Raw genomic sequence first — 24187 nt, forward strand, 5'->3', positions numbered from 1 at the left:
ATTCTCAACTATTATCGTTTTATGATTTACTGCTCGTATAATCTGCCATAGAGCCATCAAAGAAAATAACCTTTCCTTTCTCAAAGATAAGCAACTTATTTGCACATTCATCAATTAGAGTGCGGTCATGAGAGACAAATATTACGGTGCCTTTATAGTCATTAATAGCCCAGGATAATGCAGAAACAGATTCTAAATCTAAATGGTTATTTGCTTCATCAAGGATTAAAACATTATGATTTTCTAACATCATTCCTGCCATTAATAGGCGTGCTGTTTCTCCTCCTGATAATGTGTGAATTTGCTTAAAAGCATCATCGCCCCCAAATAACATCTTTCCCAGAACACTACGAATATCTTGATCGCTAATTCCAGTTTTGCGGTTACGTAACCACTCAAATAAGGTCTCTTCTTTGCAATGTTTTAAAACATCAGAGTGATTTTGAGGAAAATAAGAAAAGGCTACTTGGTGACCAATCTTGATAGATCCTTGAGAGGGATTTTCCACTCCAGCCAGCAGCTTCATTAGCGTAGTTTTCCCCAGACCATTATTTCCAATGATTCCTAGTTTGTCTCCCTGATAGATTTCTAAAGAAAATGGCTGAAACACATTATGATCAGTATAACTTTTACTTAAGTGATCTAAAGAAAATACAACTTTTCCAGAAGATTTTTCTGATAAGGGGAAGCGAATATATGGACGTTGAATATTGCTCTTTTTTAATTCTTGGGGTTGAAGTTTTTTTATTTCTCTTAAACGAGATTGTACTTGACTTGCTCGGGAGCCTGCTCCGAATTTAGCAACAAATTCCTTGAGTTGAGCGATTTTTTTCTCTTTTGATTTGATGTCGGCTTTTTCTTGCTCTCTGGAGGCAGTTTTCATTTCTACCATGGAATCATAATTTCCAGGATAGATAATCACGGTGTCATAATCAATATCCGCAATGTGTGTAGTAATGGTATTTAAAAAGTGCCTGTCATGACTAACAACAATAACGGTACCGTCATAGTCTTTTAAAAAATTACCAAGCCAATTAATCGAGTGAATATCCAAATGGTTAGTAGGTTCATCAAGGAGGAGTGCTTCTGGATGTCCAAATAATGCTTGGCATAGGAGGACTCGAAATTGAAGATCAATGGGAATCAAAGACATTTTTTGATAGAAGAACTCTTCGGGAATCCCAATTCCTGTTAAGAGTTCTTCTGCCTCTGATTCAGCACGATAGCCATCCTCCTCCCCGATAATTTCCTCAATTTCTCCGAGTTGTATACCAATAGCATCAGTAAATTCTTCTAAATACAAAGCGTCACGTTGTTGCATAGCGTTCCACAGTCGAGAATTCCCCATGATAACGCAATCCAAAACAGTATATTCACTAAAATTATCAATGTTTTGACGTAGAATACCCACTCTTTTAGGTAAAGAAATAGAACCTCGTGTAGGTTCAACGACTCCTGTAATAATTTTAAGAAGTGTAGATTTCCCTGCACCATTAGGACCCGTGAGACCATAACGGTTCCCCGGATTAAAGACTACAGAGACATCATCAAATAATACACGCGTGCCTACAGTTTTACTGATTTTATCAAGTACAATACTCATGGGCTCCAGCATAACAAAGAAAGGCTTAGATCACAAGAGGTTTGCCTAAGCTTAGCTATGAGGGTGGGCTTGATCATAGGTTTGTTTTTTTAGCTTCATGGATACTCGAGTATATATTGTTGTGGTTTCAAGAGAACTATGGCCGAGAAGAGTTTGAATGGTTTTTAAATCCATACCATTTTCTAACCAATGTGTGGCTATGGTATGACGAATGGTGTGGGGGGTAATTGTTCCAGATAATCCAGAAAGAAGTAAGTATTTTCGAAATTTTCTATCTATAGATCGCGTTGTCAATCTTTTACCAAAACGATTTAAAAAGATTGCTCTGCTGTCTTTTTCTACTTGTGTCCTTTGTGGATGGTGAAGATATTGTTGTAACCATTGGGATGCATGGGGGGTCATGGGAATCAGGCGTTCTTTTTTCCCTTTCCCTTGAATTCGGATTAGGTTACTTGAAAAATCAATATCTTCGTGATTTATTGCTACAATTTCACTGATACGTAATCCTGAGCTATAAAATAATTCTAGAAGACAACGATCACGAAAGCCTGTGTACTTAGATAGATCTGGAGTGGCCATGAGAATTTCAATTTGTTCATAGGTAATGGGAGAGGGGAGTTCTTTAGGTAAACGGGGACCACTAAGTCCTTCCGTAGGATCTTCATTAAGGATATTGTTTTTTATACAATAGCAAGAGAAGCTTTTTAGAGTAGAAAGATGCCGTTTGATTGTACGTTTAGCTTTTTTTTTCTCAATAAGTTGGAGGATGTATAAACGAAGAATATCTTTAGTAAATAAAGAAAAAGGAAGTTTTTGTTGTGTGGTTTCTTTTAGGGATAGATCTAGGGCAGGTGAGGATTCCAATTTTTCATGACATTCTAAAAACTTTTTAAAGTCATTTAGATCTGCACAATAGTTCCTTAATGTATGAGGTGACGCTGCTTTTATTGTCTTCAGATAATTAAGAAATTCATAAAAGGTCGAAATCATACGTTTCCCAATTACTTTTCTTAATTATCTTTTTTTATAGATTTATTTAGAAGTAGGGTTTTTAGGAAAGGGATAGCTACAAAATTCCTCAGCAGCTGCCACTTGAGGGAAAATCTGCCCTGCTTCAATTTCAAAATCTCGAGTATTTAAGTAGCGAGCGGAAAAATGTGTGAGTATAAGTTGTTGAGCTTTTGCGATTGATGCTTGTGTAGCTGCTTGTTTTGCAGTCATATGATAATGATTCTCCGCTAAGTGCCTATGTTTTTCTAAATAGGTGCTTTCACAGAGCATAATACGTGCATTTTTAGATAAATCTATAACAGCCTGGCAGGGAAGAGTATCAGCAATAACAGCAATACTATCACCTTTACGTATATAACTAACGTCTTTAAGATAGATAGTTTTCCCATTTAGTGTGATTTGCTTATTATTTAATAAATCTTGCATGATGATGCCACGTAAGCCTAAGGCTTGAATTTTTTCTGGAATAAATTTTATCGTGTCGGGTTCTGTAATTCTCCACCCTAAAGTATCAACAAGATGGTTTAGATACCGAGCTTCAATACGAAAATTACCGAAATCCTCAACTATGCCTTCTTTATCTATAGGATGCTCAATTACGTTGATTGTTTCGTGATAAATTGTCCCAAAACGCAGTCTGTCAAAATATTTTTTACCAGAAGCGGGATAGTAGCAATGTATAGGATGCGTCACTTTATCTAGGTTGAGTCGCATGAGCATAGAACCTAGACCTAGGCAGTGATCACCGTGAAAATGGCTGATAAAAATTCTAGAAACGATAGTAGGTGCAATATTTGCAAAAATAAATTGTCTTTGCGTGCCCTCTCCGGGGTCGAAAAGTAAACCCTCATTATTCCAGCGAAATAAATAAGCACCTTGATTTCTTGTGCGCGTAGGTTGTTGGCTGGAGCAACCTAAAATAACTAATTCTCTACAACTCATAAAATTAAGGAGATTTTTCTAGAGGAAATATAGGGTAGCGCAATGAGGTAAAATACTCTACTAGAACTTCGTATTCATTTAAGAAATTGATCATAGAATTAATTTTTATTTGATTGAAAGAAGGACAACCAAGGCCGATTTTGTATTGGCATTATGCGTTTATCGGATGCTTTTGGAGAAGTGTCCGAGTCGCTAGATGATGTCGGAACAGACATTGGTTTTTTAGATAAGGGAGGAGAGAGTTCGCTTGATGAGCTTTCTGAGGATTGGCTACGAGATTTAGATGCTTTTCTAGTAAATCGAGATGAGCGTACGTTTTTTTTCTCTTGTTGGTATTTCTGTTCGTCTTGTCGAATAATTTCATGAAGCAAGCGATTATGTCTTGTATCTAATTTAGAAAGGTCAAGATCTCGAGGTCGTGTTACAGGATTCAAAGTGGGCGAAGGAGTGGATGGAGATAAGTAGCTAGCCATTATAGAAAGAGTGCTGATAGAGAGTAGGAACACAGCAAGTGATCCAAGCCCTATGAATACTGCTTGAGGAATAAATGGTGTGATTAAAAGGGCCCCAAGAAAAACTAAGGGAAATAAAGTAAGTATAAATAGAGTTATCCAAGCGAGTAATTTTTTCCCTTTTGTCAATGCAGTTACGGAGGAATTTGCAGATTGCGCAGTTTCTGCGTGTTTGTGAACAGGAGAAGAAGTCATAGTAATTGCAGTACTTAATTAAAAGACGTGCAGTTTAGAAATTTCAGATAGGTTTGTAAATACACAGTTTTTTTTAGGAATTATGTAGAGCTATTTTTATTATTTAGAAATAGCTCTACATTATATTCTCAAGGATTAATTGAGATTAGGGAAGGCAACTTTGAATACGTCGTCATAATGCTCAACAAAATGAATTTTAAGTCCCTTTTTTAGATAAGCAGGGAGTTCTTCGTAATCACGACGATTATCTTCAGGAAATATTAATACATTCAGATGAGAACGGCGTGCTGCAATAAGCTTTTCTCTTATTCCTCCTACACTTAATACTCGACCTGTTAGAGTAATTTCTCCTGTCATACCTAAGTTCTCTAATACGGGAGTTTCCAAGAGAAGAGAAAGTAGGGAAGTGACCATAGTGATGCCTGCAGAAGGTCCATCTTTAGGAGTTGCCCCTTCAGGAATATGGATATGCACTTGAGCTTTTGGGAAAAAGCTATAGCCTGGAGCGTAGTTTTCTAAAGCACTGTGTAGATATGTCCAAGCGATTTGTGAAGATTCCTTCATTACATCTCCTGCTTGTCCTGTAAGATGCATATCTGTTTTTGTGGACGGGACTTGGACACTCTCAATATATAGAGTAGCACCTCCTAAAGATGTCCATGCTAAACCTGTAGCTACGCCCACAGGGGTTGTATCGTAAAAACGATCTGAGGAGAAGATAGGTTTGCCAAGATAATCCTGAAGATTTTTTGTATTAATCTTATACTGAATGTGTTTTGGATGGGATTTCTCTTGGTTTTTAACTATCTTTAAAGCAACCTTTCTTAAAACTTTTTTAATATTGTTATTTAAAGTTCTTACACCAGATTCACGAGCATAATGATTGATCATATGTTTCAATGCTTCTGGTTGGAAAACAATCTCACGAGCTGTCAATCCAGTTTCTTTACGTGCTCTGGGAACAAGATACTTGGTAGCTATTTGGAGTTTCTCTTCAAGGATATATCCTGATAAGCGTAGTATTTCCATTCGATCTAAAAGAGGGTCAGGAATAGTATCCAATACATTTGCTGTAAGTATAAATAATACGTTGGATAAATCTACACGCACATCTAGATAATGATCCAAAAAGTCCTTGTTTTGCTCTGGATCTAAAACTTCGAGGAGAGCAGATGCTGGATCTCCATGATAGCTGGCTCCAATTTTATCTACTTCATCAATCATAATGACAGGATTCATGGCTTGACTTTGTTTCAAAGCCTGTACCAATTTTCCGGGCATAGCACCAATGTAGGTGCGACGATGTCCTTTAATCTCAGCTTCATCACGCATTCCGCCTACAGAAAATCGGAAAAACTTTCGATGTAATACTTTTGCTATGCTACGACCAATGCTAGTTTTTCCCACTCCTGGAGGTCCTACTAGACAGATGATGCTTCCTTTAAGTCCTTTGGATAGCTTCCCTACGCTAATAAGTTCAAGAATGCGTTGTTTAATGTCCTCAAGTCCATAGTGGTCTTTATTAAGGATGACTTCCGCTTTTTTTAAATCGTGGTATTCTTTGCTATGAATCCCCCAGGGGATAATTGTGAGCCAATCAAGGTAATTACGACAAACTGCGTACTCTGCAGAAGAGGTTTCTAGAGTTTGTAGTTTCTCTATTTCATCTTGGATAACTTCCATAGCGTATTCAGGAACTTCACGTTTTTTTAATCGTTCCGTGAATTTTTCTAAGTCAATAGCACGATCTTCTTTTTCTAGTCCTAATTCTTTTTTTATTGTTTTTAACTGCTCTTTTAAAAAGAATTCTTTTTGGCTTTTTGTGATTGTTGCTTCGATTTTTTGGTTGATACTACTTTGTAATCGGCTAAGATCTAATTCTTTTTTTAATAGGATAAGCGCCTTGTCAATGCGATCGTGCATATTTGTAGTTTCGAGCACTTCTTGTAACTCTTCTCTTGTTGCTGTTGTCAGAGCTACAGAAAAATCCGCTAATTTCCCTGGTTCAGTAAAATCAGAATGACCAAGAAAGATTTGTAATTCTTCTTTAAACAGAGGATTGAGTTTTAAGAGATCTTTAATTACCGAAACAATGCTGATAGAATATGCTTTGAGTTCTTCAGTTAATTCCTTATTGTCTTTGTGATAGGAAACACGTGCTTTAAGGTATTTGTCTTTAATCGGAGCAATAATACGAATACGTTCTTCAATGCTCAGTAGGATTTGCGCACTTCCTCCCTCTATTGGCATGATGCGTAGGATCCGTGCTGCTACCCCTACGCGATAGAGCTGATTAAATCCCACTTTTAAAATATCAGCATCTTCTTTTTTAGTAAGAATCAAGCCGATGTACTTTTGAGAAGATTTTGCTAATAGTTTTAAAACTTCATAGTAAGGACCAGATTCGATGAGAATTGGTGCTGCCATCCCTGGGAAAAATGGACGTTTATTTAAAGGGAGGATAAATAAATCTGAAGGTAGCGAGCGGTCATCATTAGATTTTTCTTCAACTTCCTCTGCTGTGTCTAATAACTTTTCTACTTCTTCGGAATGAGGATCCAAAATTTGAGGGTCGTTATTTGTCGTAGAGTCCACAGTGGTCCTTGTAATGAAATGGTTAGATAATTTGTCAAAATTATAGTAACTGTAGTTACACGGCTTTTAGATAAAAAGAGCCTTAATTCAATATACTACAAAATCGGTGAAATTCGTGCACCTACCCAACTACGAGAAAGGGCAATTCGGAAGAATTGAAAAATGAAGATTAGAGTTTACTGTAAACTGTATTTTTTAATTTAAACTGCCTGTTGAAATCATATTTGAGAAATTGTTCTTTTTTGGAGAGTTACATTTTTTTGAATTCCCTTGTTTGTATATGAGTTTCATGAATCATAGAGGGATTTCTAGTTGTTAATACGTGTAATCTGGAGAGTATAACTTAATTTATTTTCATCAGTTATATTTGCGCGTTTATTTCATCTTTTTATAAAAAATCGCGATTTATTATTTTAATTTTATTATTTTTTGATTTAAAATTTTTAAATGGTATAGTTTATATCTCGGCTGTTTTTCTGTTTTGGATTATGCATTTTCATAGATACATTATTATTGATACTTCAGGGTACCAACCATTTTTAGCCTATGTAAATCATCAGAGAGTTTTACAGCAGTGGAGTCTTCCTATTGGCCCCGATCAGGGAGTGGTATTAGAATTTATTGTTAAAAATAGCGGATTAGATTTCCAAGGAATTGGCGTAGCTGTTGGGCCTGGGAATTTTTCTGCAACTCGTGTTGGATTGTCTTTTGCTCAGGGATTAGCTTTATCTAAAAATATTCCTTTAATTGGTTACTCCTCATTAGAAGGCTATCTTACTCCTCAAGATAAAGGGACGGCTCTTGTTCTTCCTCTGGGTAGAAAAGGTGGGGTGGTTACTCTAAGCTCTGATCTTTCAGAGGAGGGATTTATTTTTGCAAATAATGGCGTTGGTCCTGGAGTTTTATTGTCCTATGACGAAGCTTCTGCTTATTGTTTAGATAATGCATGTTATCATGTAGTGTCTCCTAATCCAGAGCTTTTTCGTCGTTGCTTTTCGGACAAAATTCGTATAGATAGGGTGGCTCCTGCTATTGAATGTATTAGGAAAAACATTATTGCTCAGCTTATGTTTATGGAGTGTCATCCATTGGTTCCTGACTATCGCAGTTGCTCTTGTTTTTTCTAAAGTATGGTAAGTTTCTTATATATAGTGTTGCGGTAGGTGAGTTTTCTGTTCCTTCTTGGTTATCCTAGTCTATGCTAACTAACTCTTGAAGGGTAATAATTGTGATGCTACAATCAGGGTGCCTTGAATGTGTCAGCTGTAAACAGTTGTGTTGTTTGGGGTTAAATTTAATTTATGTGGATTAGGTGGTGCATGCCCAGTGTTAAAGTTAGAGTTGGTGAGCCTGTAGATCGTGCTTTAAGAATTTTGAAAAAGAAAATTGATAAAGAGGGGATTCTAAAGGCTGCTAAATCACATAGGTTTTATGATAAGCCTTCCGTAAAAAAGCGGGCCAAGTCTAAAGCGGCAGCAAAATATCGCAGTCGTTAACAATGTCTCTATTGGTGTGTGACATATGGATTACTATGATGTTTTAGGAGTTTCTAAAACTGCCTCTCTTGAGGAAATTAAAAAAGCTTATCGTAAATTAGCTGTTAAATATCATCCCGATAAAAATCCCGGAGATGCTGAGGCTGAAAAGCGTTTTAAAGAAGTCTCAGAAGCTTATGAAGTTCTAAGTAATGCGCAAAAACGCGAGTCTTACGATCGTTATGGTAAAGATGGTCCCTTTGCTGGAGCCGGAGGATTTGGCGGTGCAGGTATGGGGAACATGGAAGATGCTCTTCGTACATTTATGGGTGCTTTTGGCGGAGAGTTTGGAGGAGGAAGCTTTTTCGAAGGCCTGTTTGGAGGCATAGGGGAAGCTTTCGGTATGCGTGGTGACCCCGTAGGAGCACGTCAAGGAGCGAGTAAAAAAATCCATATTACACTATCGTTTGAAGAAGCTGCACGCGGTGTTGAAAAAGAATTAATTATTTCCGGATATAAGACTTGCGAAGTTTGTTCTGGTAGCGGAGCTGCTAGTGAAAAGGGAATAAAACGTTGTGATAGGTGTAACGGCTCAGGGCAAGTAGTACAAAGTCGTGGCTTTTTCTCTATGGCATCCACATGTCCTGAATGTGGTGGTGAAGGGCGTATTATTACCGATCCTTGTTCAAACTGCCGTGGTCAGGGCAGAATAAAAGATAAGCGTAATGTACGTGTCGATATACCTGCCGGAGTGGATTCTGGCATGCGTTTGAAAATGGAGGGTTATGGAGATGCAGGGCAAAATGGTGCACCTGCTGGAGACCTTTATGTTTTTATTGATGTTGAACCGCATCCTGTTTTCGAACGTAAAGGAGACGACTTAATTCTTGAGCTTCCAATCAGTTTAGTCGATGCTGCTTTAGGAATGAAGAAAGAGATCCCTACTTTATTAAAAGAGGGAGTGTGTCGCATTACTATTCCTGAAGGTATTCAGAGTGGAACGGTTCTTAAAGTGAAAAATCAAGGATTTCCTAGTGTTCGAGGTCGGGGAAAAGGAGACTTGCTCGTGCGGGTTTCTGTAGAGACTCCACAGAATTTATCAGAAGAACAAAAAGAAATTCTTCGTAGGTTTTCTGCTATAGAGAAAGAGGATAACTTCCCTAAAAAGCGAAGTTTCTTAGATAAAATCAAAGGCTTTTTTTCTGACTTCGCTGTATAGAGATCAGGAGTAGAGTGATCTGTTCTTTTGAGGAGTGGTCATGGCAATAGTAGGGTGTGAATTAGTATCTTCAGTACAAGAGGTTCTAAAACTTGCCTGGAGTTTGAGATTTGCTGAATCCAAAATGCTCCAATTGTCTAGACAAAGCGATTCCGGAGGGACGTTTCAGCTGTCTTGTGCAGGTCATGAGCTTGCAGGAATCATTGCTGGAAGGAGTTTGCTTCCAGGAAAAGATTGGTCTTTCCCCTATTATAGAGATCAAGGTTTCCCTTTAGGCCTAGGGTGTGATCTTCATGAGATTTTAGCCTCTTTTCTTGCTCGTCTTACTACAAATCATTCTGCTGGTAGGATGATGCCCTACCACTATTCCCACAAGAAATTACGTATTTGTTGCCAGTCTAGTGTTGTAGGAACACAATTTCTCCAAGCTGCCGGGCGTGCCTGGGCTGTTAAGAACATGCAAGCAAATGAAGTTGTCTACGTCTCTGGAGGGGATGGATCTACTTCCCAGGGAGAGTTCCATGAAATGTTAAACTATGTTGCTTTACATCAGCTCCCCTTAGTGACTGCGATACAAAATAATTCCTGGGCAATTTCAGTGCCCTTTTCTGAACAATGTTCTGCAGATTTATCTTCTTTAGGAAAGAGTTATCGTGGTTTAGACATATATGAAGTTGATGGTGGGGATTATATAGATCTTGCTAATGCTTTTTCTCAGGCTATTGAACGGGCTAGAGTATCTTCAATCCCAGCGCTACTTCTTATTAATGTAGTGCGTTTAGAACCACATAGCAATTCTGATAATCATGAAAAGTATCGAACTCGTGAAGATTTGGATGCTTGTAGCAACTGTGATCCTTTATTACGTCTAGAAAATCAACTCACAGAATATGGAATTACCTCCACAGAAATTTTAGAAATTAAATCCGAAGCAAAAGAAGAAGTAGCACGTGCGTATTCTCTTGCTGAATCTATGCCTTTTCCGAGTAAAGGCTCAACAAGTCATGAAGTTTTTTCTCCGTACACACCAGCATTAATTGATTACGAAGATTCTGTAGAATCTAGGAGTTTATGTGATCAGCCTAAAGTAATGCGCGATGCAATTACTGAGGCATTAATGGAAGAAATGCAGAGAGATTCTGGTGTGGTCATTTTTGGTGAAGATGTAGCTGGGGATAAGGGAGGAGTATTTGGCGTTACCCGAGATTTTTCCCGTAAATTTGGTGCACAACGTTGTTTTAATACACCGTTAGCAGAGGCTACGATTATTGGTACAGCTATAGGGATGGCATTTGATGGTATTCATAAGCCTGTGGCAGAAATTCAATTTGCTGATTATATTTGGCCTGGTATTAATCAGTTATTTTCAGAAGCTTCAAGTATATACTATCGTTCTTCTGGAGAGTGGGAAGTCCCTTTAGTTATTCGTGCACCTTGTGGAGGATATATTCAGGGAGGACCTTATCATTCTCAGAGTATAGAGGCTTTTTTAGCTCATTGTCCAGGAATTAAGGTTGTATACCCCTCTAATGCTGCGGATGCAAAAGCTCTATTGAAATCAGCGATTCGCGATCCGAATCCTGTAGTTTTCCTGGAGCACAAAGCATTATATCAACGTCGAGCTTTTAGTGCTTGTCCTGTGTTTTCTTCAGAATACATCCTCCCTTTTGGAAAAGCAAAAATTGTACGTCCTGGAACAGATTTAACTATTGTTTCCTGGGGAATGTCTTTAGTGATGAGTGTCGATATCGCTAAGGAGCTTGAAGAATTGGGTATTTCTACGGAGGTGATTGATTTACGTACGATTGTTCCCTGGGATTATCCTACTGTATTAGAATCCGTGAAGAAAACTGGAAAGTTGTTGATTACCCATGAGGCTCCAGAATTCTGTGGATTTGGAAGCGAGATTTCTGCAACGCTTTCTGAGCAAGCTTATATGTATCTTGATGCTCCTATCCGACGTATTGCTGGACTGCATGCGCCTGTACCTTATTCTAAGATACTTGAAAATGAGGTTTTACCTCAAAGAGACAAGATTTATCAAGCTGCTAAAAGTCTAGCAGAATTTTAATTAAAAGCATTTTGTAAACCTTTAAAGAATGGAAGACATTTTTGATGGTTTATAGTCACACATGTTAGAGGATGCGTTGGTTCCAAGAGGCGTACAGTCTCGAGTAGGGCTAATTGACATAAGGCTTCCCATTTGTTGTATTCTTCTTGAGATGTTGCCAATTCTGTTAATCCTAAGCATTCAATTTGTAATGAGGTAATTCCTTCTTGTTGGCAAAGAAAGAAACACTGTCGGTACATATTTATGTATTGCGTAAACGCTTCTTGTTGGCAAAAATCGCGGAAGGTAATAGCACGACGTTCTCCACGGAGATCAACCAAGCACTCTAGGTTTAGAGGATTCATAATAATAAGGTGAGAAGCGGGAGGAGTTCCTCCTGAACGCATCCATGGGCCTATAACAATAGATCCTGGAGGGAAAGGTTGATGAGGATCGCCAGTAATTTCTATCCAACATGATTTATCTATAAGAGCAGTTACGGCTAGTGTTCTTCCTATAGCTAGACCATATTCTTTGGAGGTATTAGTTAATAATAGAATAGCAGATCGAGGAACTCGTATAGAGCTGTCTTCAGCAGGATGACCGCGAAAGAAGTTAACCTGTTTTCCTGTCAGTTTATTTGTTAAGGTTACAAGTCGCGTAGTAGATTTAATTAATCCTTTAGGTTCAGAACTCACATAGTGGAAGTGGGTGTTTAACATATAGGAAACATGTTGTTCTGAAAGATCTGATAATTTAGGAATTAGCAACATTTGTTCTGGGATAGGCGATGTTGCTATGGGATCTGGAGATGGAAGCTGGGAGTGATGCGGTTCAATCGAAATTCTTGTTTTTGAAATATATTTGCAATAAAAAATTAGCCAAGCACAGCCTATGGATAATAAAACAACACCAAACACTACATAAGATAGTATAACGGCTAAGGAGAATCCGCAAATCCAGGAAACTGTGGCTGTTAGCAGCATCAATATACCTGTAAATATTAGGGAAATAATATTGTTGTAAATACATACGTGTTCATGGCTTGTGCTAGAGGTTTCTTCATGATGGTCTAAGAAGGGAGCCGTTACAAAGTTTATTATGGGGCGCATGGTTTTTTAAAAAAAATGATTCCTTGCAGGAGAAATCTTAAAAAAAATGACAGGTATTCACAATGAAAATGTTTTATTTTCCTTCTTAGGATCTATAAGTAATCGTGGTAGTTTGCGTTTTTTCTAAGCATACACCGATCAGGAAGAAGCTTAAGAGTAGACATGTTAGGATTAAGGAAGATGGGGAGGAGAAGGAGAGGGAAATGAAGATATTAGGTGCATGTAGAGGGGGGAGGGAAAGAATTTGATGAATGCAGAAATCCGTGATAGGGGAAAGAAAAGGCAAGAAGATAGAGGATAGAATAAGAAAGAATATGGGGAGGAGAAGGAGAGGGAAAAAGAGATTATAAATTAGTCCTTCTAAAGGTAGAGAATCAAAGAATTTCATCATGGGAAATATTAGTAAGATTTGTGAGGAAATGGATAGAGAGATGGATCCATAAATATAGCGGAGAATGGGTTTAAAATAGAAAGGAGCTATCTGACTCCAGGGAGAGTAAAAGAAACGAAATACATGCGGGAAAAAAAGGAGAATACCCAGAGTAGCTAGAAAGCTAAGGAAAAACCCAGGAAGATAGATAGAGAACATGGAAGAACATAAAATAAAACACGCACCTAGACGATTGAGTGAAGAACAAATTCCTGAGGAATATTGAGAGAGACAAAGGAAAATTAGAGAGAACCAGGAGCGCCATACTGAAGGAGAAAAGGGAAAGAACAGAGTGGATAGGGAGAGAATGATTAACACAAGAAAAGATCTTATTTTTGTAGGGAAAGGAGAGAAGAGGATAAATAATCCCGAGGAAAGTAGGGAGAAATGCCATCCAGAGATAGCGAATACATGAGCAAGTCCTTTGTTTTGGAACTGTTTCTTTAATTGGATGGGTAGAGGAGTTCCTAACAGTAAACCAGAGACAAATTTTCCTGAATCTTGAGAAGAGAAAAGCTGAAGAAGTCGATTTTCACATGATTTTCTCAAATATCTATGAAGTAAAGAAATTTTAGAAGAAGGGATTAAGCAACTCCAATCATTAGACTTAAAAATAAATTGAGATGTATGATTTAACACTTCTCCTTGTAGGTGGTATTTTTTACTGGTTTCCAAGGGGATATTGCAAATAATAGTACAAGAGGGAAGGTGATGATAGGTTGCTCCACAAGGATATTGAATAAGCAAAGCATCTCCTAAGTATGTGTTTTTCATTTTAGATTTGTATTTGATGAAGAACTTTCCTGAAACTGGCCCTACATGATTGAAATTAGGGTTAGTGTAGGTAAATAGAGAAATTAGGAAAGAAATTCCTAGAAGGATTTGGTATTTGGCTTCTGTTTTTGATGTAAAAAGATGAAGAAAAATTAAAAGAATGGCCCCACATTCAGGGTAAGGACGAGATACGATACCTGTCAACCAGTACATGGAACAGATAAAAATGGGATGTTGTTGTTGGAAATAATGACACTTATAATTTAGCCATAACCATAGTGAGTATAAATATCTAAGAGTATAGGATGAAAAAGCTTTCAGATGCATTAACATCAGTATTTCGTTCCTCTAAATTAGAAGTATATTCTGTTGAAGAGTTGCGAGAAGAAATGTCTTGGGAAGCTATTTCCTGCAAGGTTCCACGTTTGCCTCGAGGTTGGTATGAACTCGTAGGGTTAACGCAGAAAGATCGTTTAGATTTTTTCAAAGAATATTGGCTTACTGTTTTAGGAATTGATAATAATCATTCTTCTGGTATTTGTCGTTTTTTTTCTCTCCTAGATAGCTTAGATGTATATGTTTATCGCTATGCTAACGAGCCTTATAACGTCAGGATGTTCTATACATTTGATCACGGCCACTTTGGTTTCCAAGGAAATCCTCCTTTATTAGATACTGAGAATTTATTTTTCCCTAATTTGGGTGACAGAGATTACGTTCATTTTTTTGGTATTCATAATGGTTTTGGGAAATGGGAAGATGAAGGTATTTTTTCTTATCGTTCATTGGCGAAGGTTCAGTATAAGTTACGTGAATTGTTAATACGCTTAGAGAAGATCTCTCCTGAGGATAGCTGTGCATCATTAGGTATTTTCCCTTTTTATGGATATGAGGAGCCCTTGGCATATCAATGTTTTCTTGTTGATCGTGAGGTACGCAGGGATTTTCCTTCACCAAATGTATTATTAAGTGAGGAGAGTTTGGCATATAGAAGTTTAGAAAGTTTGGAGATTTCGCATTTAACGACAAGTCAGTATTCTTCTTTTCTCTTATGGTTAGAGGATTATTTGCTTGCACAGTGAAGGACTTAGTAGTGGACGAATTTAGAGAGCATATTTTAGACATTAATGAAAAAGAAAAGGTATATACATCTTTTCCTGATACTCAAGAAGAGTACACAGGAATTTGTGTAGTGAGGAACACTTCAGGAGTTCATGTGCGTCCTGCAAGTGCTATTGTTAAATTATTGAAAGGTGAGGAGTGTGAGGTAAGTTTCACTTATGCAGAGAAAACAGTAAATGCCAAGAGTATAATGAGTATTCTCATATTGGGTGCCCCAAAAAATGGGGAAATTTTCGTACGTATTCGGGGAAAGAATTCTCATCGTGTATTTCAGAAATTACAAAATGCTTTTGAATCAGGATTTGGAGAATTATAGATGGATATGCCAGCACATTCTATAGAGACAACAGAAGAATGGCGAATCCCTGGTATGACTATAGTTTCCGGAATGGCTATAGGCAAGGCTTTTTTTTTGGGTGCCTCTCCGTTGCAGATTCATGAGCTTACTCTTCCTCAAGAAGAGGTAGAGCATGAGATTCATCGGTATTATAAAGCATTGAATCGTTCCAAACTGGATATTGCTGCGCTAGAAAAAGAAGCAAATAGTAACCAGGATCAACAAGAAATTTCGTCTATTTTACAGGCTCACTTAGAAATTATTAAAGATCCCATTTTAACAGAAGAAGTTGTCAATACAATTAGGAAAGATCGTAAGAATGCTGAGTATGTATTTTCTTCTGTTATGGGGAAAATAGAGGAATCTTTGACAGCTACACAGGGGGTGTCTGTAGTTTTAGATCGTGTTCAAGATATTCATGATATTTCGAACCGAGTGCTTGGTTATTTGCGCTGCCAACATAAGTATCCATTAGGAGAACCGGATCAAAATATTATTGTTTTTTCTAAGGAGTTAACACCTTCAGAAGTTGCAAGTGCGAATCCTGATTATATTCGTGGTTTTGTTTCCTTAGTAGGAGCACATACATCTCATACGGCAATTGTATCTCGGGCAAAGAATATTCCTTATTTAGCAAATCTTTCTCAGGAAAATTGGGAAAAAATCCAAGGATATGTTGGAAAGTTGGTGTTTATTGACGGGATTCGTGGGGAGATTATTTTTAATCCGAAAGCTAAAACTCTGGAAAGCTACTATAAAAAGAAAAACTTGTCTTGTAGTATACCCTCATCTTATGTTCAGCAGGAAGTATTCCCTACAATTGTATCTGCACATGCGACTAGCCTGGAAGATATCCAGCTAATTTCAGAGAGCTTTCCTAAAACATCTATAGGGTTATTTCGTTCAGAATTTCTTGCAATCACTAAAGACCGATTGCCTGAATATGAAGAGCAAATACAGGTTTATCAAGCATTAGCCAGGTTTCCTGAACGTAGTTCTGTACTACGTCTATTTGATTTTAGTGAGGATAAACCTCTCCCCGGAGTAGGTTGTATTTCAGATCGTTCCATACGCTATTTATTAAAAAATGTGGAAATTCTTGATCAACAACTTTTAGCAATTTTAGCAGCATCAGCATTTGGTCCTTTAAAGATACTCATTCCTGGAGTAGCTGATGTTACAGAGATTATAGAAGTGAAGAGACGATTGACAATGCTGAGCCATTCTTTTTCTGGAGAATGCATTTTTGACAATATCTCTTTGGGTTGTATGATTGAATTCCCCTCAGCAGTGATGATGATTGACGAAATCATTTCAGAGTGCGACTTCCTTTCCATAGGAACGAATGATTTGATGCAATACACTTTGGGGAATCTTAGAGAGACGACTCCTCCTCCTTATCTGAACATACCCTTACATCCTTCAGTTATGCGCATGATTTGTCGAGTAATTTGTAGCGCCAAGCAACGAGAGGTTTCTGTTTCTGTATGTGGAGAAGCAGCAGCGGATCTTTCTTTAGTCCCTTTCTTTTTAGGGCTAGGAGTTGAAGAATTATCCGTAGCCATACCAGCAATTCATCAATTACGTATGAAGATAGCCTCATTAAATTTAAGCGATTGTGTCGAATGCACAGAAAAGCTCCTAAGAGCTCGAACTTGTGAGGGAGTTCGCACGCTATTAATTTAAAAAGGCATTCCAGCCTGCATGATAGATATTTCTTTATCCATAGCAGATTTTGCTTCGTTAAAAGCAGCTCGGACGAGATCTTCAACAACTTCAGGTTCTTCAGGATCTAAGCATTGGGGATGTATTTTCACAGAAATAAGGTCGTATTTCCCATTAATGACTAAAGAAACCAGGCCATTTCCTGCCTGCCCTTCATAACGTTTTTCTTTTAAAGCAGCTTCCATTTCAAGAAATTTTTGTTCCATCATTTTAGCTTCTTTTTCTTTTTAGCGTATCCACTGCCCATGATTTACTCCTTAGTTAAAATTCCAGAAAATTCCACAACAGCAAATTGTAATAATGTATCTATAGCAGCTCCTCCTACTGAAGATGGAGTTTCTTTTTTGGGTAAAGGTGGGGATAGAAAATTCTGCTCTTCATAATGTGTGTTTGATTGTATAGGTATTTGAGGTTGAACAGAAGGAGTTAGAGACAACTTAGGAGATATTTCTGCTTTTAATTGTGAAAATAGATTTTCAAGAGAAGGACGCTGATATATCCGAATGAGATGAATAATTACAGTTTCTAAGAAAGTTTTTTCAAAAATTGTATGTTGTAAATACTTCGCTGATTCACCTAGAAAGTCAATAATTTCTAGAAGGCATTCATAGGAATAGTGTTGACTTAGCTTCATTAGAGGAGAATCACTATCTTCTTTATGTAATAGGAGGTCACGATAAAACATCGTCAGATCATGTAGAAAGGTAATGGGGGAAACTCCAGAGTTGATTGCCGTAGTTATCGGAAGTAGGGCTTGAGTATAATTTTTAGTGCGGATCGCTTCCGTTAGGGCAGTGAGGGTATCTTGGGGTAGTAATCCTAAGGCATCTGCTACTGCTGAAGGCAAAAGTTCCTGAGGAAATAAGCTAATAATGTAATCATAAAGAGATTCTGCATCACGCAAGCTACCTTGAGCAGATCTCGCGATAGGAATGAAGGATTCTCGAGAAGCCTTGATATGAGTTTCTTGTGCTATAGAAGCAAGCTTATCCACAATAATTGCCTCAGGGATCCTTTTTAATTGCATTTTTTGACAGCGACTTAAAATGGTTCCTGGAACCTTGTGTGTTTCCGTGGTAGCAAGGAAAAATTTAACATGACGAGGAGGCTCTTCTAAAGTTTTTAATAGAGAGTTAAAAGCCTCTTTAGTGAGCATGTGCACTTCATCAATAATATAAATCTTATATTGTGATTTAGCAGGAGCAAACAGCACAGTTTCATTAATTTGGCGGATATCTTCAATTCCTCGATGGGAAGCTCCATCGATTTCTAATACATCTAGGGAGGTTCCGGAAGATATTTCTTGGCATTGGCAACAGGAATTACAAGGCTCGTAATTTTCTGTAGGCGAAACACAGTTCAGAGCTTTGGCAAAAATTCTTGCTATTGTGGTTTTCCCTGTTCCTCGAATTCCTGAAAATAAATACGCATGAGCTACACGATGAAATTGGAGAGCATTTTTTAATACTGTAACTACAGAGTCTTGTCCAAGGATGTCAGAAAAAGTTTGAGGTCGGTACTTTCTAGAGGAAACTTGATAAGTGGACGATGACATAGGATACCTTGAAAATGTACTCGCATGACACTTTATTTGAGATTCCAGTCTTTTTTCAGGATTCCTAGACCGGGGATCTCAAATTTATACTCATAAACTCAATGGTTAAGAAAGCTTTTTCTAAGTTTACTATAATACAAAGTCTTGGAAATTGTCCCCTTTTTTAATCTCTGCATCTACAAATTACAAGAAGAATATGAGTACCACTACCCAATTTTCTTAGATTCAAAAGTATTAGTAGTGGATTCAGGGTATCCCAGATATTGGAGATAGAAGAAAATTAAAATGTTGAAGAGAATATTTGATTAGGAGAATGAATATATGAGAGAAATTTTTTCCAAGAAGCAATGTTTTTTGATGCCGTGATGCCTAAACAACCTTGAAGAGGATGGTAGGGAGGAGGAAGTTCTTCAGCGTGCGGAAGAGTCAGATGGAGACGTATCAGCGCTGCTTTAGCAACAATAATGGCATCGTATTTTCCCGATTCCAGTTGGTGTAGTCTCTCCTCTATGGTACCGCGGATATCTAGGATTTTTCCCTGTGGGAATAATGTTTTTAATATTTCATTACGACGTAAGGAAGAGCTTCCTAGTTTGGGATATTTAGGAAAGGGTGTTTTTAAATATTCCTTTCTATACACCAACATATCCGCAGGGTCTAGGCTACGTGTAATAGCGACGACGGGTAATGTTGAAGGAAAGGGAAGGTCTTTTGCAGAATGAATACCAAGATGACAAATACCACGAATCACGAGATCATCTACAGCATCAGTAAAGAAATTAGAGTTTTCTACACGATGAAGAGGAGTATTTTTATCCTTATCCCCCTGGGTATCCGTAGTGTAGTCTTGAATCCATAATCGGGGATACCACGAGCGTAGTAGGTAGACACACTCATGTACCTGAGCTTTAGCTAGTGCAGATTTCCTAGACGCAAGACGTAGGGGACGTCTCCCTAAACAGAAGTCCGATAAAAAGGGATCAGTATAGCAAGCGGATAGCATCTTGAATTGTTTTCACTCCTCGAATACCTAATTGTTCTTTAATTTCTGAAGAAAGACTGGAAATTTGTCCTTCAGGAAGAATAGCGAGTTCAAATCCCATAAGTTTACTTTCTTTTAAACGTCTCTCTAAATGGGCAACATGGCGGATTTCACCTCCCAAACCGATTTCTCCTATAAAAGTAGCATTTTTAGGAGCTAGACGGTTATATAAAGAAGAAACTACCGCTAAAGCAGCTCCTAAGTCAGCAGCAGGTTCTGTAATTTTTAATCCTCCCGCTATAGAAAGAAATACATCTGCTGTATGACATTTGATTTTAGCGCGTTTTTCTAAAACTGCTAGGAGAAGAAGAAAACGATTCGCATCAAAACCAGAGGTTTTCCTTAAAGGATTAGCAAAAGGAGAAGGAGATGCTAAAGCTTGCATTTCAATCAGGAAGGTCTCTGATCCTTCCACAATAGGAATAATTACTGAACCGGACGTTTCTGTAATCTTCTCCTGTAAGAATAGACCAGAAGGATTGCTCACTTCTTTTAGTCCCTCTGTATGCATGGATAAAATTAGAAGCTCATTTGTAGGACCAAAACGATTTTTTACAGAACGTACCATACGATAGTTCGCATGGGAATTTCCTTCAAAATAGAGCACAGTATCCACAAGATGTTCTAAAACTTTAGGTCCAGCAATTTCTCCAGATTTTGTGACATGACCAATAACGAAAGTCGTAATTTGTAATTGCTTGGCAATGTGCATAAGTTCTGTAGTAATTTCACGAACTTGAACTACAGATCCAGGAGAGGCATGTATACCCGGATGCAATATAATTTGTATAGAATCAACAATTAATATATCCGGTTGAATGGAAGAGATTTGATGTTTAATATCATCAAAGTTCGTTTCTGAAAAAAGATAGATATTAGTATCAGAAATCCCTAAACGGCGTGCACGTAAAGATGTCTGTGTTATGGATTCCTCTCCACACACATACAATACCTTGTAACCACGACGAGCAAATTTTGCTGATATCTGTAATAGAAGTGTAGATTTCCCAATTCCTGGATCTCCTCCCAGCAAGGAGAGACTCCCACGAACAGCACCTCCTCCTAACAGGCGATCCCAGCCAGGCTCTCCTATAGGAAGACGTTCTTCTTCACGTAGTTCTACATGATTTAAAGAGATCGCAGTAGTTTGAGGCTGTGTTCTTTTTCTTTGAGAATGAGATACTTTCTCTTCGTTTAAAGTATTCCATTGTAAACATCCTGGGCACTGTCCTAACCATTTAGGTGTGTGCGTTCCACAAGTATTACATGTCCATTGTATTTTTATTTTTGTGCTCATGAGTTTCTAATGCTTGTTGTGCTGCAAGTTTTTCAGCTTCCTTTTTAGATAATGCGAAGCCTTCTCCCCAGACCTCATTATTGACGATGACATAAGCATGATATCCCGGAGGATCTTGAGAAGAAGAACACTGGTATAGAGGTAAGGTACGCAGATGTTTCTGAGTCAGTTGTTGCAGACGATTTTTAGGATTGCCCAGCATAAGAGGAAGGATATCCTTTTTTTCAGGTAACAGAGGAACAACAATTTTTCTCGCAGGCCCTAAACCTCCATCAAGATATACTGCACCTAAGATGGCTTCAAATAGATTTGCGTGCGTTGAGGTCCTCCCTCGTGTGTTTTGGATTCTTTCTCCTTTTCCAATGAGAAGGTGATCACCCAATCCTAAGGCATCAGTATATTGGCAACACGAGTGAGAATTAATTAAAGCAGATCGTACTGTTGATAGAGTGCCTTCATCTAGAGAGGGAAAGAGTAGAAATAAGTGCTCAGTTACAATTAGGCACAGCACCGCATCCCCCAAGAATTCTAGACGTTCGCTATCTTCAATAGTTTCTGGTGACTCGTTTCTATAGGAAGGATGGGTTAGTGCAGTAATCAATAGTTTTGGCTGGGTAAATGTAAATCTTAGTTTTGATTCAATTTGTTTGATATCAATAGGTAGATTCATAGGGTTCAGCCAAAGCCTCAAGTGCAGATAGGTTGTTGGAGTTTTTTTATATGAGGAAAAGGGGGTTAAAGTCTATAGTACTTTTTATTTACGTTCTCATAAATAAGTGAATATGAAGTCTGTTCTACATTTAGAACACTTGCGCCACTTTCAACGTCAAGGTAGCATAGTGTTTGAAGCTCTCGTTCCCTCTAAAGATTGTTGCGCGTTAGAAGTGAAATTAAAAAATTTTCTAAAAACGGTTGCGAAGGATACGCAGAATCCACGGTGGAGGAAAAACGTCTTTCGTTCCATCCCTGAGGTTTCTACTTTAGTAAGGAAACGACGTTTAGCTGATTTTGCAGCAGAACTTATTCATCGTCCTAAAGTATCTTTAGTAGAAGATTTTTGGGTATTTCCTGGGGAACAACTTCCAAAAAGTACAGAGGATTGCCAATTATTACTTTGTCTATCTGGAGACGTATGTGGTCAAGGAGTATTTTTTATAGGGACTTATCCCGAACAATATTCCGAACAATTGCAAGGATCTGCACTTCTTTTTATTTTTTCTTCTTCCGGGAATCCTGTTTATTAAAAATTTGTTTTCTCCAGATGATTGAACGAAATTGTTTTCCTAGAGATATTTTTATGCTATGACAATTGAATATCAGGAAGTATGTTTTAGGAATCTTAATGAAAGACTTAGAAGAGAAAATAAAAACTCTCCATAACCCCATAACGGTAAAAAACATCCTTGCCTGGTTATCTGAGGATTGCAATCACAAAGATCAAGAAGAAATTCGTTACCTTTTGGAAAAGAATCCTCAATCTCTTGATGAGTTGTTCGGCAGGACTCTTGTTTTTGGTACAGGAGGATTGCGTAGTCCCATGGGGTTAGGGACAAATAGAATGAACGTTTTTACGGTTAGACGTACTACCCAGGGATTGGCCCAAGTATTAAAAAGACATAATCCTCATCCCGGGGATCCTATATACGTAGTGATTGGATATGATACACGAAAGAATTCTCTGGAATTTGCTCAAGAAACAGCAAGAGTATTAGCAGCAAATCACATTCACGCATTGTTGTTTCAAGATCCTGAGCCCCTATCTTTAGTTTCTTTTACTGTTAGAGAAGAGAGAGCATTAGCAGGAGTCATGATTACTGCTTCCCATAATCCTCCAGAATATAATGGGTACAAAGTATACATGGCTTCAGGAGGACAAGTCCTTCCTCCCTTAGACAAGGAAATTATTGAAGAATTAGTTTATGTAAATCGGGTAGAAATTACAGATTCTCTAAATAATGACTATGTTCATAGCATAGGAGAAGAATACGAGAACCGTTATAGAGAGGTTGTGAAAACATTTTCCCTGTATCCTCAGGACAATCGTTTCTCAGGGACTGCTATACATATTAGTTATTCTCCACTACACGGCACAGGAGTCAGTCTTATACCAAAGGTTCTGAAAGATTGGGGGTTTAGTCAAGTACAACTTGTGGAACAACAAGCAGTTCCTGACGGTAGTTTCCCCACAGTTCGTCTTCCTAATCCTGAGGATCCCGAGGCTTTGGAGCTAGGAATTCAGCAAATGCTTGAAAATAAGGATGATATCTTTATAGCGTCAGATCCTGATGCCGATCGTTTAGGTGTTGTTTGCTTGGATAATAATGAAGCCTACATATTTAATGGGAATCAAATCGCGTGTCTTCTTGCTGATCACATTTTAAGAGCATTGTCTTCTCGTTCTCCTCTAGACGAAGAAAGTAAGGTAGTTAAAAGTTTAGTAACTACAGAAATGCTAACAACGATAACAAATTCTTACGGGGGAAGTCTTGTTAATGTTGCTACAGGATTTAAGTATATAGGAGAAAAAATTGAGTCATGGAGAAACAACAAGTCTCACTATATTTTTGGAGCTGAAGAATCATACGGTTATTTATATGGGACGCATGTAGAGGATAAAGATGCCGTGAGCTCCGCTGCATTGGTTGCAGAAGCAGCACTACAGTGTAAATTACAAGGGAAAACATTGCGAGATGCTATCCTCGATTTATACGAAGCTCACGGGTATTTTATGAATAGGACTATTGCTGTTTCTTTGAGTCAACATGAGGAAGAAATACTGTCTAGGATGAAAGAACTTGTAGAATACCATCCGTCAACCATCTCTTTAAATAACAATCGAGTTCAGAAATTTGAAAATTATTATCAGGGAGTAGGCAAGGATTTCACATCCCATACCACCTATGACCTTACTCTTCCCAAGACATCAATGTTTTGTTATTACTATGAAAATGGAGGGAGAATAATCATTCGCCCCTCCGGTACAGAATCTAAGGTTAAATTTTATTTTGAAATTGTAAACCGCTATCCTACTGTTGAAAATAATAGGAAATTGAAAGAACACAGGGAACAGGAGAGCTTGCAGATTCTTGAAGGATTTATAACAGAATTTCAAGAAAAGTTTACTGCTATAGGATTTTAAATAAATTTTCTTGAGAGAATATTTCCAAGGTATCTACACTAACCTTACAAAT

At 37.9% G+C, this 24187-nt stretch carries 20 protein-coding genes and 1 pseudogene; 9 read left to right on the top strand and 12 right to left on the bottom strand.

Annotation, left to right across the window (positions count from 1 at the left end; all coding sequences use genetic code 11):
- Positions 1-19 precede the first annotated feature (19 nt).
- The 5 genes from RT28_RS00605 to lon form a co-directional block, all read right to left on the bottom strand.
- Positions 20-1603, bottom strand: a complete 1584-nt coding sequence (locus RT28_RS00605) for an ABC-F family ATP-binding cassette domain-containing protein (RefSeq protein WP_020356015.1) — start codon at positions 1601-1603, stop codon at positions 20-22.
- Between the two features lie 51 nt (positions 1604-1654).
- On the bottom strand, positions 1655-2593 hold the full coding sequence (locus RT28_RS00610; protein ID WP_020356016.1) for a tyrosine recombinase XerC: 939 nt from the start codon (positions 2591-2593) through the stop codon (positions 1655-1657).
- Positions 2594-2635: 42 nt separating this feature from the next.
- Complete coding sequence (locus RT28_RS00615) at positions 2636-3556, bottom strand: ribonuclease Z (protein ID WP_020356017.1); 921 nt, start codon at positions 3554-3556, stop codon at positions 2636-2638.
- A 98-nt stretch (positions 3557-3654) separates the two neighbouring features.
- A complete protein-coding gene (locus RT28_RS00620; protein WP_038500125.1) occupies positions 3655-4263 on the bottom strand; it encodes a hypothetical protein in 609 nt (202 codons plus the stop codon).
- Between the two features lie 135 nt (positions 4264-4398).
- Positions 4399-6858 (bottom strand): endopeptidase La, encoded by a 2460-nt coding sequence (gene lon, locus RT28_RS00625; protein WP_020356019.1) that lies wholly within the window; start codon positions 6856-6858, stop codon positions 4399-4401.
- A gap of 488 nt (positions 6859-7346) precedes the next feature.
- Here lon and RT28_RS00630 point away from each other — a divergent pair, with 488 nt between their 5' ends.
- The 4 genes from RT28_RS00630 to RT28_RS00645 all read left to right on the top strand — a co-directional run bounded on the left by RT28_RS00630 (position 7347) and on the right by RT28_RS00645 (position 11623).
- Positions 7347-7985, top strand: a complete 639-nt coding sequence (locus tag RT28_RS00630; RefSeq protein ID WP_038500128.1) for a tRNA threonylcarbamoyladenosine biosynthesis protein TsaB — start codon at positions 7347-7349, stop codon at positions 7983-7985.
- Positions 7986-8177: 192 nt separating this feature from the next.
- Positions 8178-8354 carry a 30S ribosomal protein S21 gene (gene rpsU / locus RT28_RS00635; protein ID WP_010882681.1) on the top strand — a complete coding sequence of 59 codons (177 nt, stop codon included), beginning with the start codon at positions 8178-8180 and terminating at the stop codon, positions 8352-8354.
- A gap of 25 nt (positions 8355-8379) precedes the next feature.
- A complete protein-coding gene (dnaJ, locus tag RT28_RS00640; protein ID WP_038500132.1) occupies positions 8380-9552 on the top strand; it encodes a molecular chaperone DnaJ in 1173 nt (390 codons plus the stop codon).
- A gap of 40 nt (positions 9553-9592) precedes the next feature.
- Positions 9593-11623 carry an alpha-ketoacid dehydrogenase subunit alpha/beta gene (locus tag RT28_RS00645; protein WP_038500136.1) on the top strand — a complete coding sequence of 677 codons (2031 nt, stop codon included), beginning with the start codon at positions 9593-9595 and terminating at the stop codon, positions 11621-11623.
- Here RT28_RS00645 and RT28_RS00650 read toward each other — a convergent pair.
- Positions 11620-12714 (bottom strand): hypothetical protein, encoded by a 1095-nt coding sequence (locus RT28_RS00650; protein WP_240991519.1) that lies wholly within the window; start codon positions 12712-12714, stop codon positions 11620-11622. The genes RT28_RS00645 and RT28_RS00650 overlap by 4 nt on opposite strands.
- Before the next feature lie 85 nt (positions 12715-12799).
- Entirely contained in the window at positions 12800-14251 is a 1452-nt protein-coding gene (locus RT28_RS00655; RefSeq protein WP_038500143.1) for a ComEC/Rec2 family competence protein, read from the bottom strand.
- Between RT28_RS00655 and RT28_RS00660 the strand changes: the two genes are divergently transcribed.
- From RT28_RS00660 to ptsP, 3 genes are read left to right on the top strand one after another with little or no spacing between them, the layout of a single operon-like run.
- A complete protein-coding gene (locus RT28_RS00660) occupies positions 14224-15000 on the top strand; it encodes a hypothetical protein (protein ID WP_020356027.1) in 777 nt (258 codons plus the stop codon). The two genes, RT28_RS00655 and RT28_RS00660, sit on opposite strands and share 28 nt — an antisense overlap.
- 41 nt (positions 15001-15041) lie before the next feature.
- Positions 15042-15356: an HPr family phosphocarrier protein gene (locus RT28_RS00665; RefSeq protein ID WP_420834635.1), complete on the top strand. Its 315-nt coding sequence runs from the start codon at positions 15042-15044 to the stop codon at positions 15354-15356.
- A gap of 6 nt (positions 15357-15362) precedes the next feature.
- Positions 15363-17063, top strand: coding sequence for a phosphoenolpyruvate--protein phosphotransferase (gene ptsP, locus RT28_RS00670; protein WP_240991541.1), 1701 nt, complete (start codon positions 15363-15365; stop codon positions 17061-17063).
- Here the strand turns inward: ptsP and RT28_RS00675 are convergent.
- From RT28_RS00675 to rnc, 5 genes and pseudogenes are all read right to left on the bottom strand, one after another.
- A pseudogene (locus tag RT28_RS00675) lies at positions 17060-17349 on the bottom strand (YbaB/EbfC family nucleoid-associated protein). The gene ptsP and the pseudogene RT28_RS00675 sit on opposite strands and share 4 nt — an antisense overlap.
- A gap of 3 nt (positions 17350-17352) precedes the next feature.
- Positions 17353-18657: a DNA polymerase III subunit gamma/tau gene (gene dnaX / locus RT28_RS00680; protein ID WP_038500150.1), complete on the bottom strand. Its 1305-nt coding sequence runs from the start codon at positions 18655-18657 to the stop codon at positions 17353-17355.
- 280 nt (positions 18658-18937) lie between these two features.
- Positions 18938-19660: a hydroxymethylbilane synthase gene (locus RT28_RS00685; RefSeq protein ID WP_038500153.1), complete on the bottom strand. Its 723-nt coding sequence runs from the start codon at positions 19658-19660 to the stop codon at positions 18938-18940.
- Positions 19638-20996 carry a DNA repair protein RadA gene (gene radA / locus RT28_RS00690; protein WP_020356033.1) on the bottom strand — a complete coding sequence of 453 codons (1359 nt, stop codon included), beginning with the start codon at positions 20994-20996 and terminating at the stop codon, positions 19638-19640. The genes RT28_RS00685 and radA overlap by 23 nt, the downstream gene beginning before the upstream one ends.
- Entirely contained in the window at positions 20962-21666 is a 705-nt protein-coding gene (rnc, locus tag RT28_RS00695; RefSeq protein ID WP_038500156.1) for a ribonuclease III, read from the bottom strand. The genes radA and rnc overlap by 35 nt, the downstream gene beginning before the upstream one ends.
- Positions 21667-21778: 112 nt before the next feature.
- Here rnc and RT28_RS00700 point away from each other — a divergent pair, with 112 nt between their 5' ends.
- Entirely contained in the window at positions 21779-22240 is a 462-nt protein-coding gene (locus tag RT28_RS00700) for a DUF5070 domain-containing protein (protein WP_038500157.1), read from the top strand.
- A gap of 98 nt (positions 22241-22338) precedes the next feature.
- A complete protein-coding gene (locus RT28_RS00705; protein WP_038500158.1) occupies positions 22339-24135 on the top strand; it encodes a phospho-sugar mutase in 1797 nt (598 codons plus the stop codon).
- The last annotated feature ends 52 nt before the right edge of the window (positions 24136-24187 follow it).

It is taken from the genome of Chlamydia avium 10DC88 (assembly GCF_000583875.1).
GTDB classification, from domain to species: Bacteria; Chlamydiota; Chlamydiia; order Chlamydiales; family Chlamydiaceae; genus Chlamydia; species Chlamydia avium.

Excerpts from the sequence above, each read along its gene's own strand:
- RT28_RS00605 (WP_020356015.1), bottom strand. The coding sequence starts at position 1,603 with ATGAGTATTGTACTTGATAAAATCAGTAAAACTGTAGGCACGCGTGTA.
- RT28_RS00610 (WP_020356016.1), bottom strand. The coding sequence starts at position 2,593 with ATGATTTCGACCTTTTATGAATTTCTTAATTATCTGAAGACAATAAAA.
- RT28_RS00615 (WP_020356017.1), bottom strand. The coding sequence starts at position 3,556 with ATGAGTTGTAGAGAATTAGTTATTTTAGGTTGCTCCAGCCAACAACCT.
- RT28_RS00620 (WP_038500125.1), bottom strand. The coding sequence starts at position 4,263 with ATGACTTCTTCTCCTGTTCACAAACACGCAGAAACTGCGCAATCTGCA.
- RT28_RS00630 (WP_038500128.1), top strand. The coding sequence starts at position 7,347 with ATGCATTTTCATAGATACATTATTATTGATACTTCAGGGTACCAACCA.
- rpsU (WP_010882681.1), top strand. The coding sequence starts at position 8,178 with ATGCCCAGTGTTAAAGTTAGAGTTGGTGAGCCTGTAGATCGTGCTTTA.
- dnaJ (WP_038500132.1), top strand. The coding sequence starts at position 8,380 with ATGGATTACTATGATGTTTTAGGAGTTTCTAAAACTGCCTCTCTTGAG.
- RT28_RS00645 (WP_038500136.1), top strand. The coding sequence starts at position 9,593 with ATGGCAATAGTAGGGTGTGAATTAGTATCTTCAGTACAAGAGGTTCTA.
- RT28_RS00650 (WP_240991519.1), bottom strand. The coding sequence starts at position 12,714 with ATGCGCCCCATAATAAACTTTGTAACGGCTCCCTTCTTAGACCATCAT.
- RT28_RS00660 (WP_020356027.1), top strand. The coding sequence starts at position 14,224 with ATGAAAAAGCTTTCAGATGCATTAACATCAGTATTTCGTTCCTCTAAA.
- RT28_RS00655 (WP_038500143.1), bottom strand. The coding sequence starts at position 14,251 with ATGTTAATGCATCTGAAAGCTTTTTCATCCTATACTCTTAGATATTTA.
- ptsP (WP_240991541.1), top strand. The coding sequence starts at position 15,363 with ATGCCAGCACATTCTATAGAGACAACAGAAGAATGGCGAATCCCTGGT.
- dnaX (WP_038500150.1), bottom strand. The coding sequence starts at position 18,657 with ATGTCATCGTCCACTTATCAAGTTTCCTCTAGAAAGTACCGACCTCAA.
- RT28_RS00685 (WP_038500153.1), bottom strand. The coding sequence starts at position 19,660 with ATGCTATCCGCTTGCTATACTGATCCCTTTTTATCGGACTTCTGTTTA.
- radA (WP_020356033.1), bottom strand. The coding sequence starts at position 20,996 with ATGAGCACAAAAATAAAAATACAATGGACATGTAATACTTGTGGAACG.
- rnc (WP_038500156.1), bottom strand. The coding sequence starts at position 21,666 with ATGAATCTACCTATTGATATCAAACAAATTGAATCAAAACTAAGATTT.
- RT28_RS00700 (WP_038500157.1), top strand. The coding sequence starts at position 21,779 with ATGAAGTCTGTTCTACATTTAGAACACTTGCGCCACTTTCAACGTCAA.
- RT28_RS00705 (WP_038500158.1), top strand. The coding sequence starts at position 22,339 with ATGAAAGACTTAGAAGAGAAAATAAAAACTCTCCATAACCCCATAACG.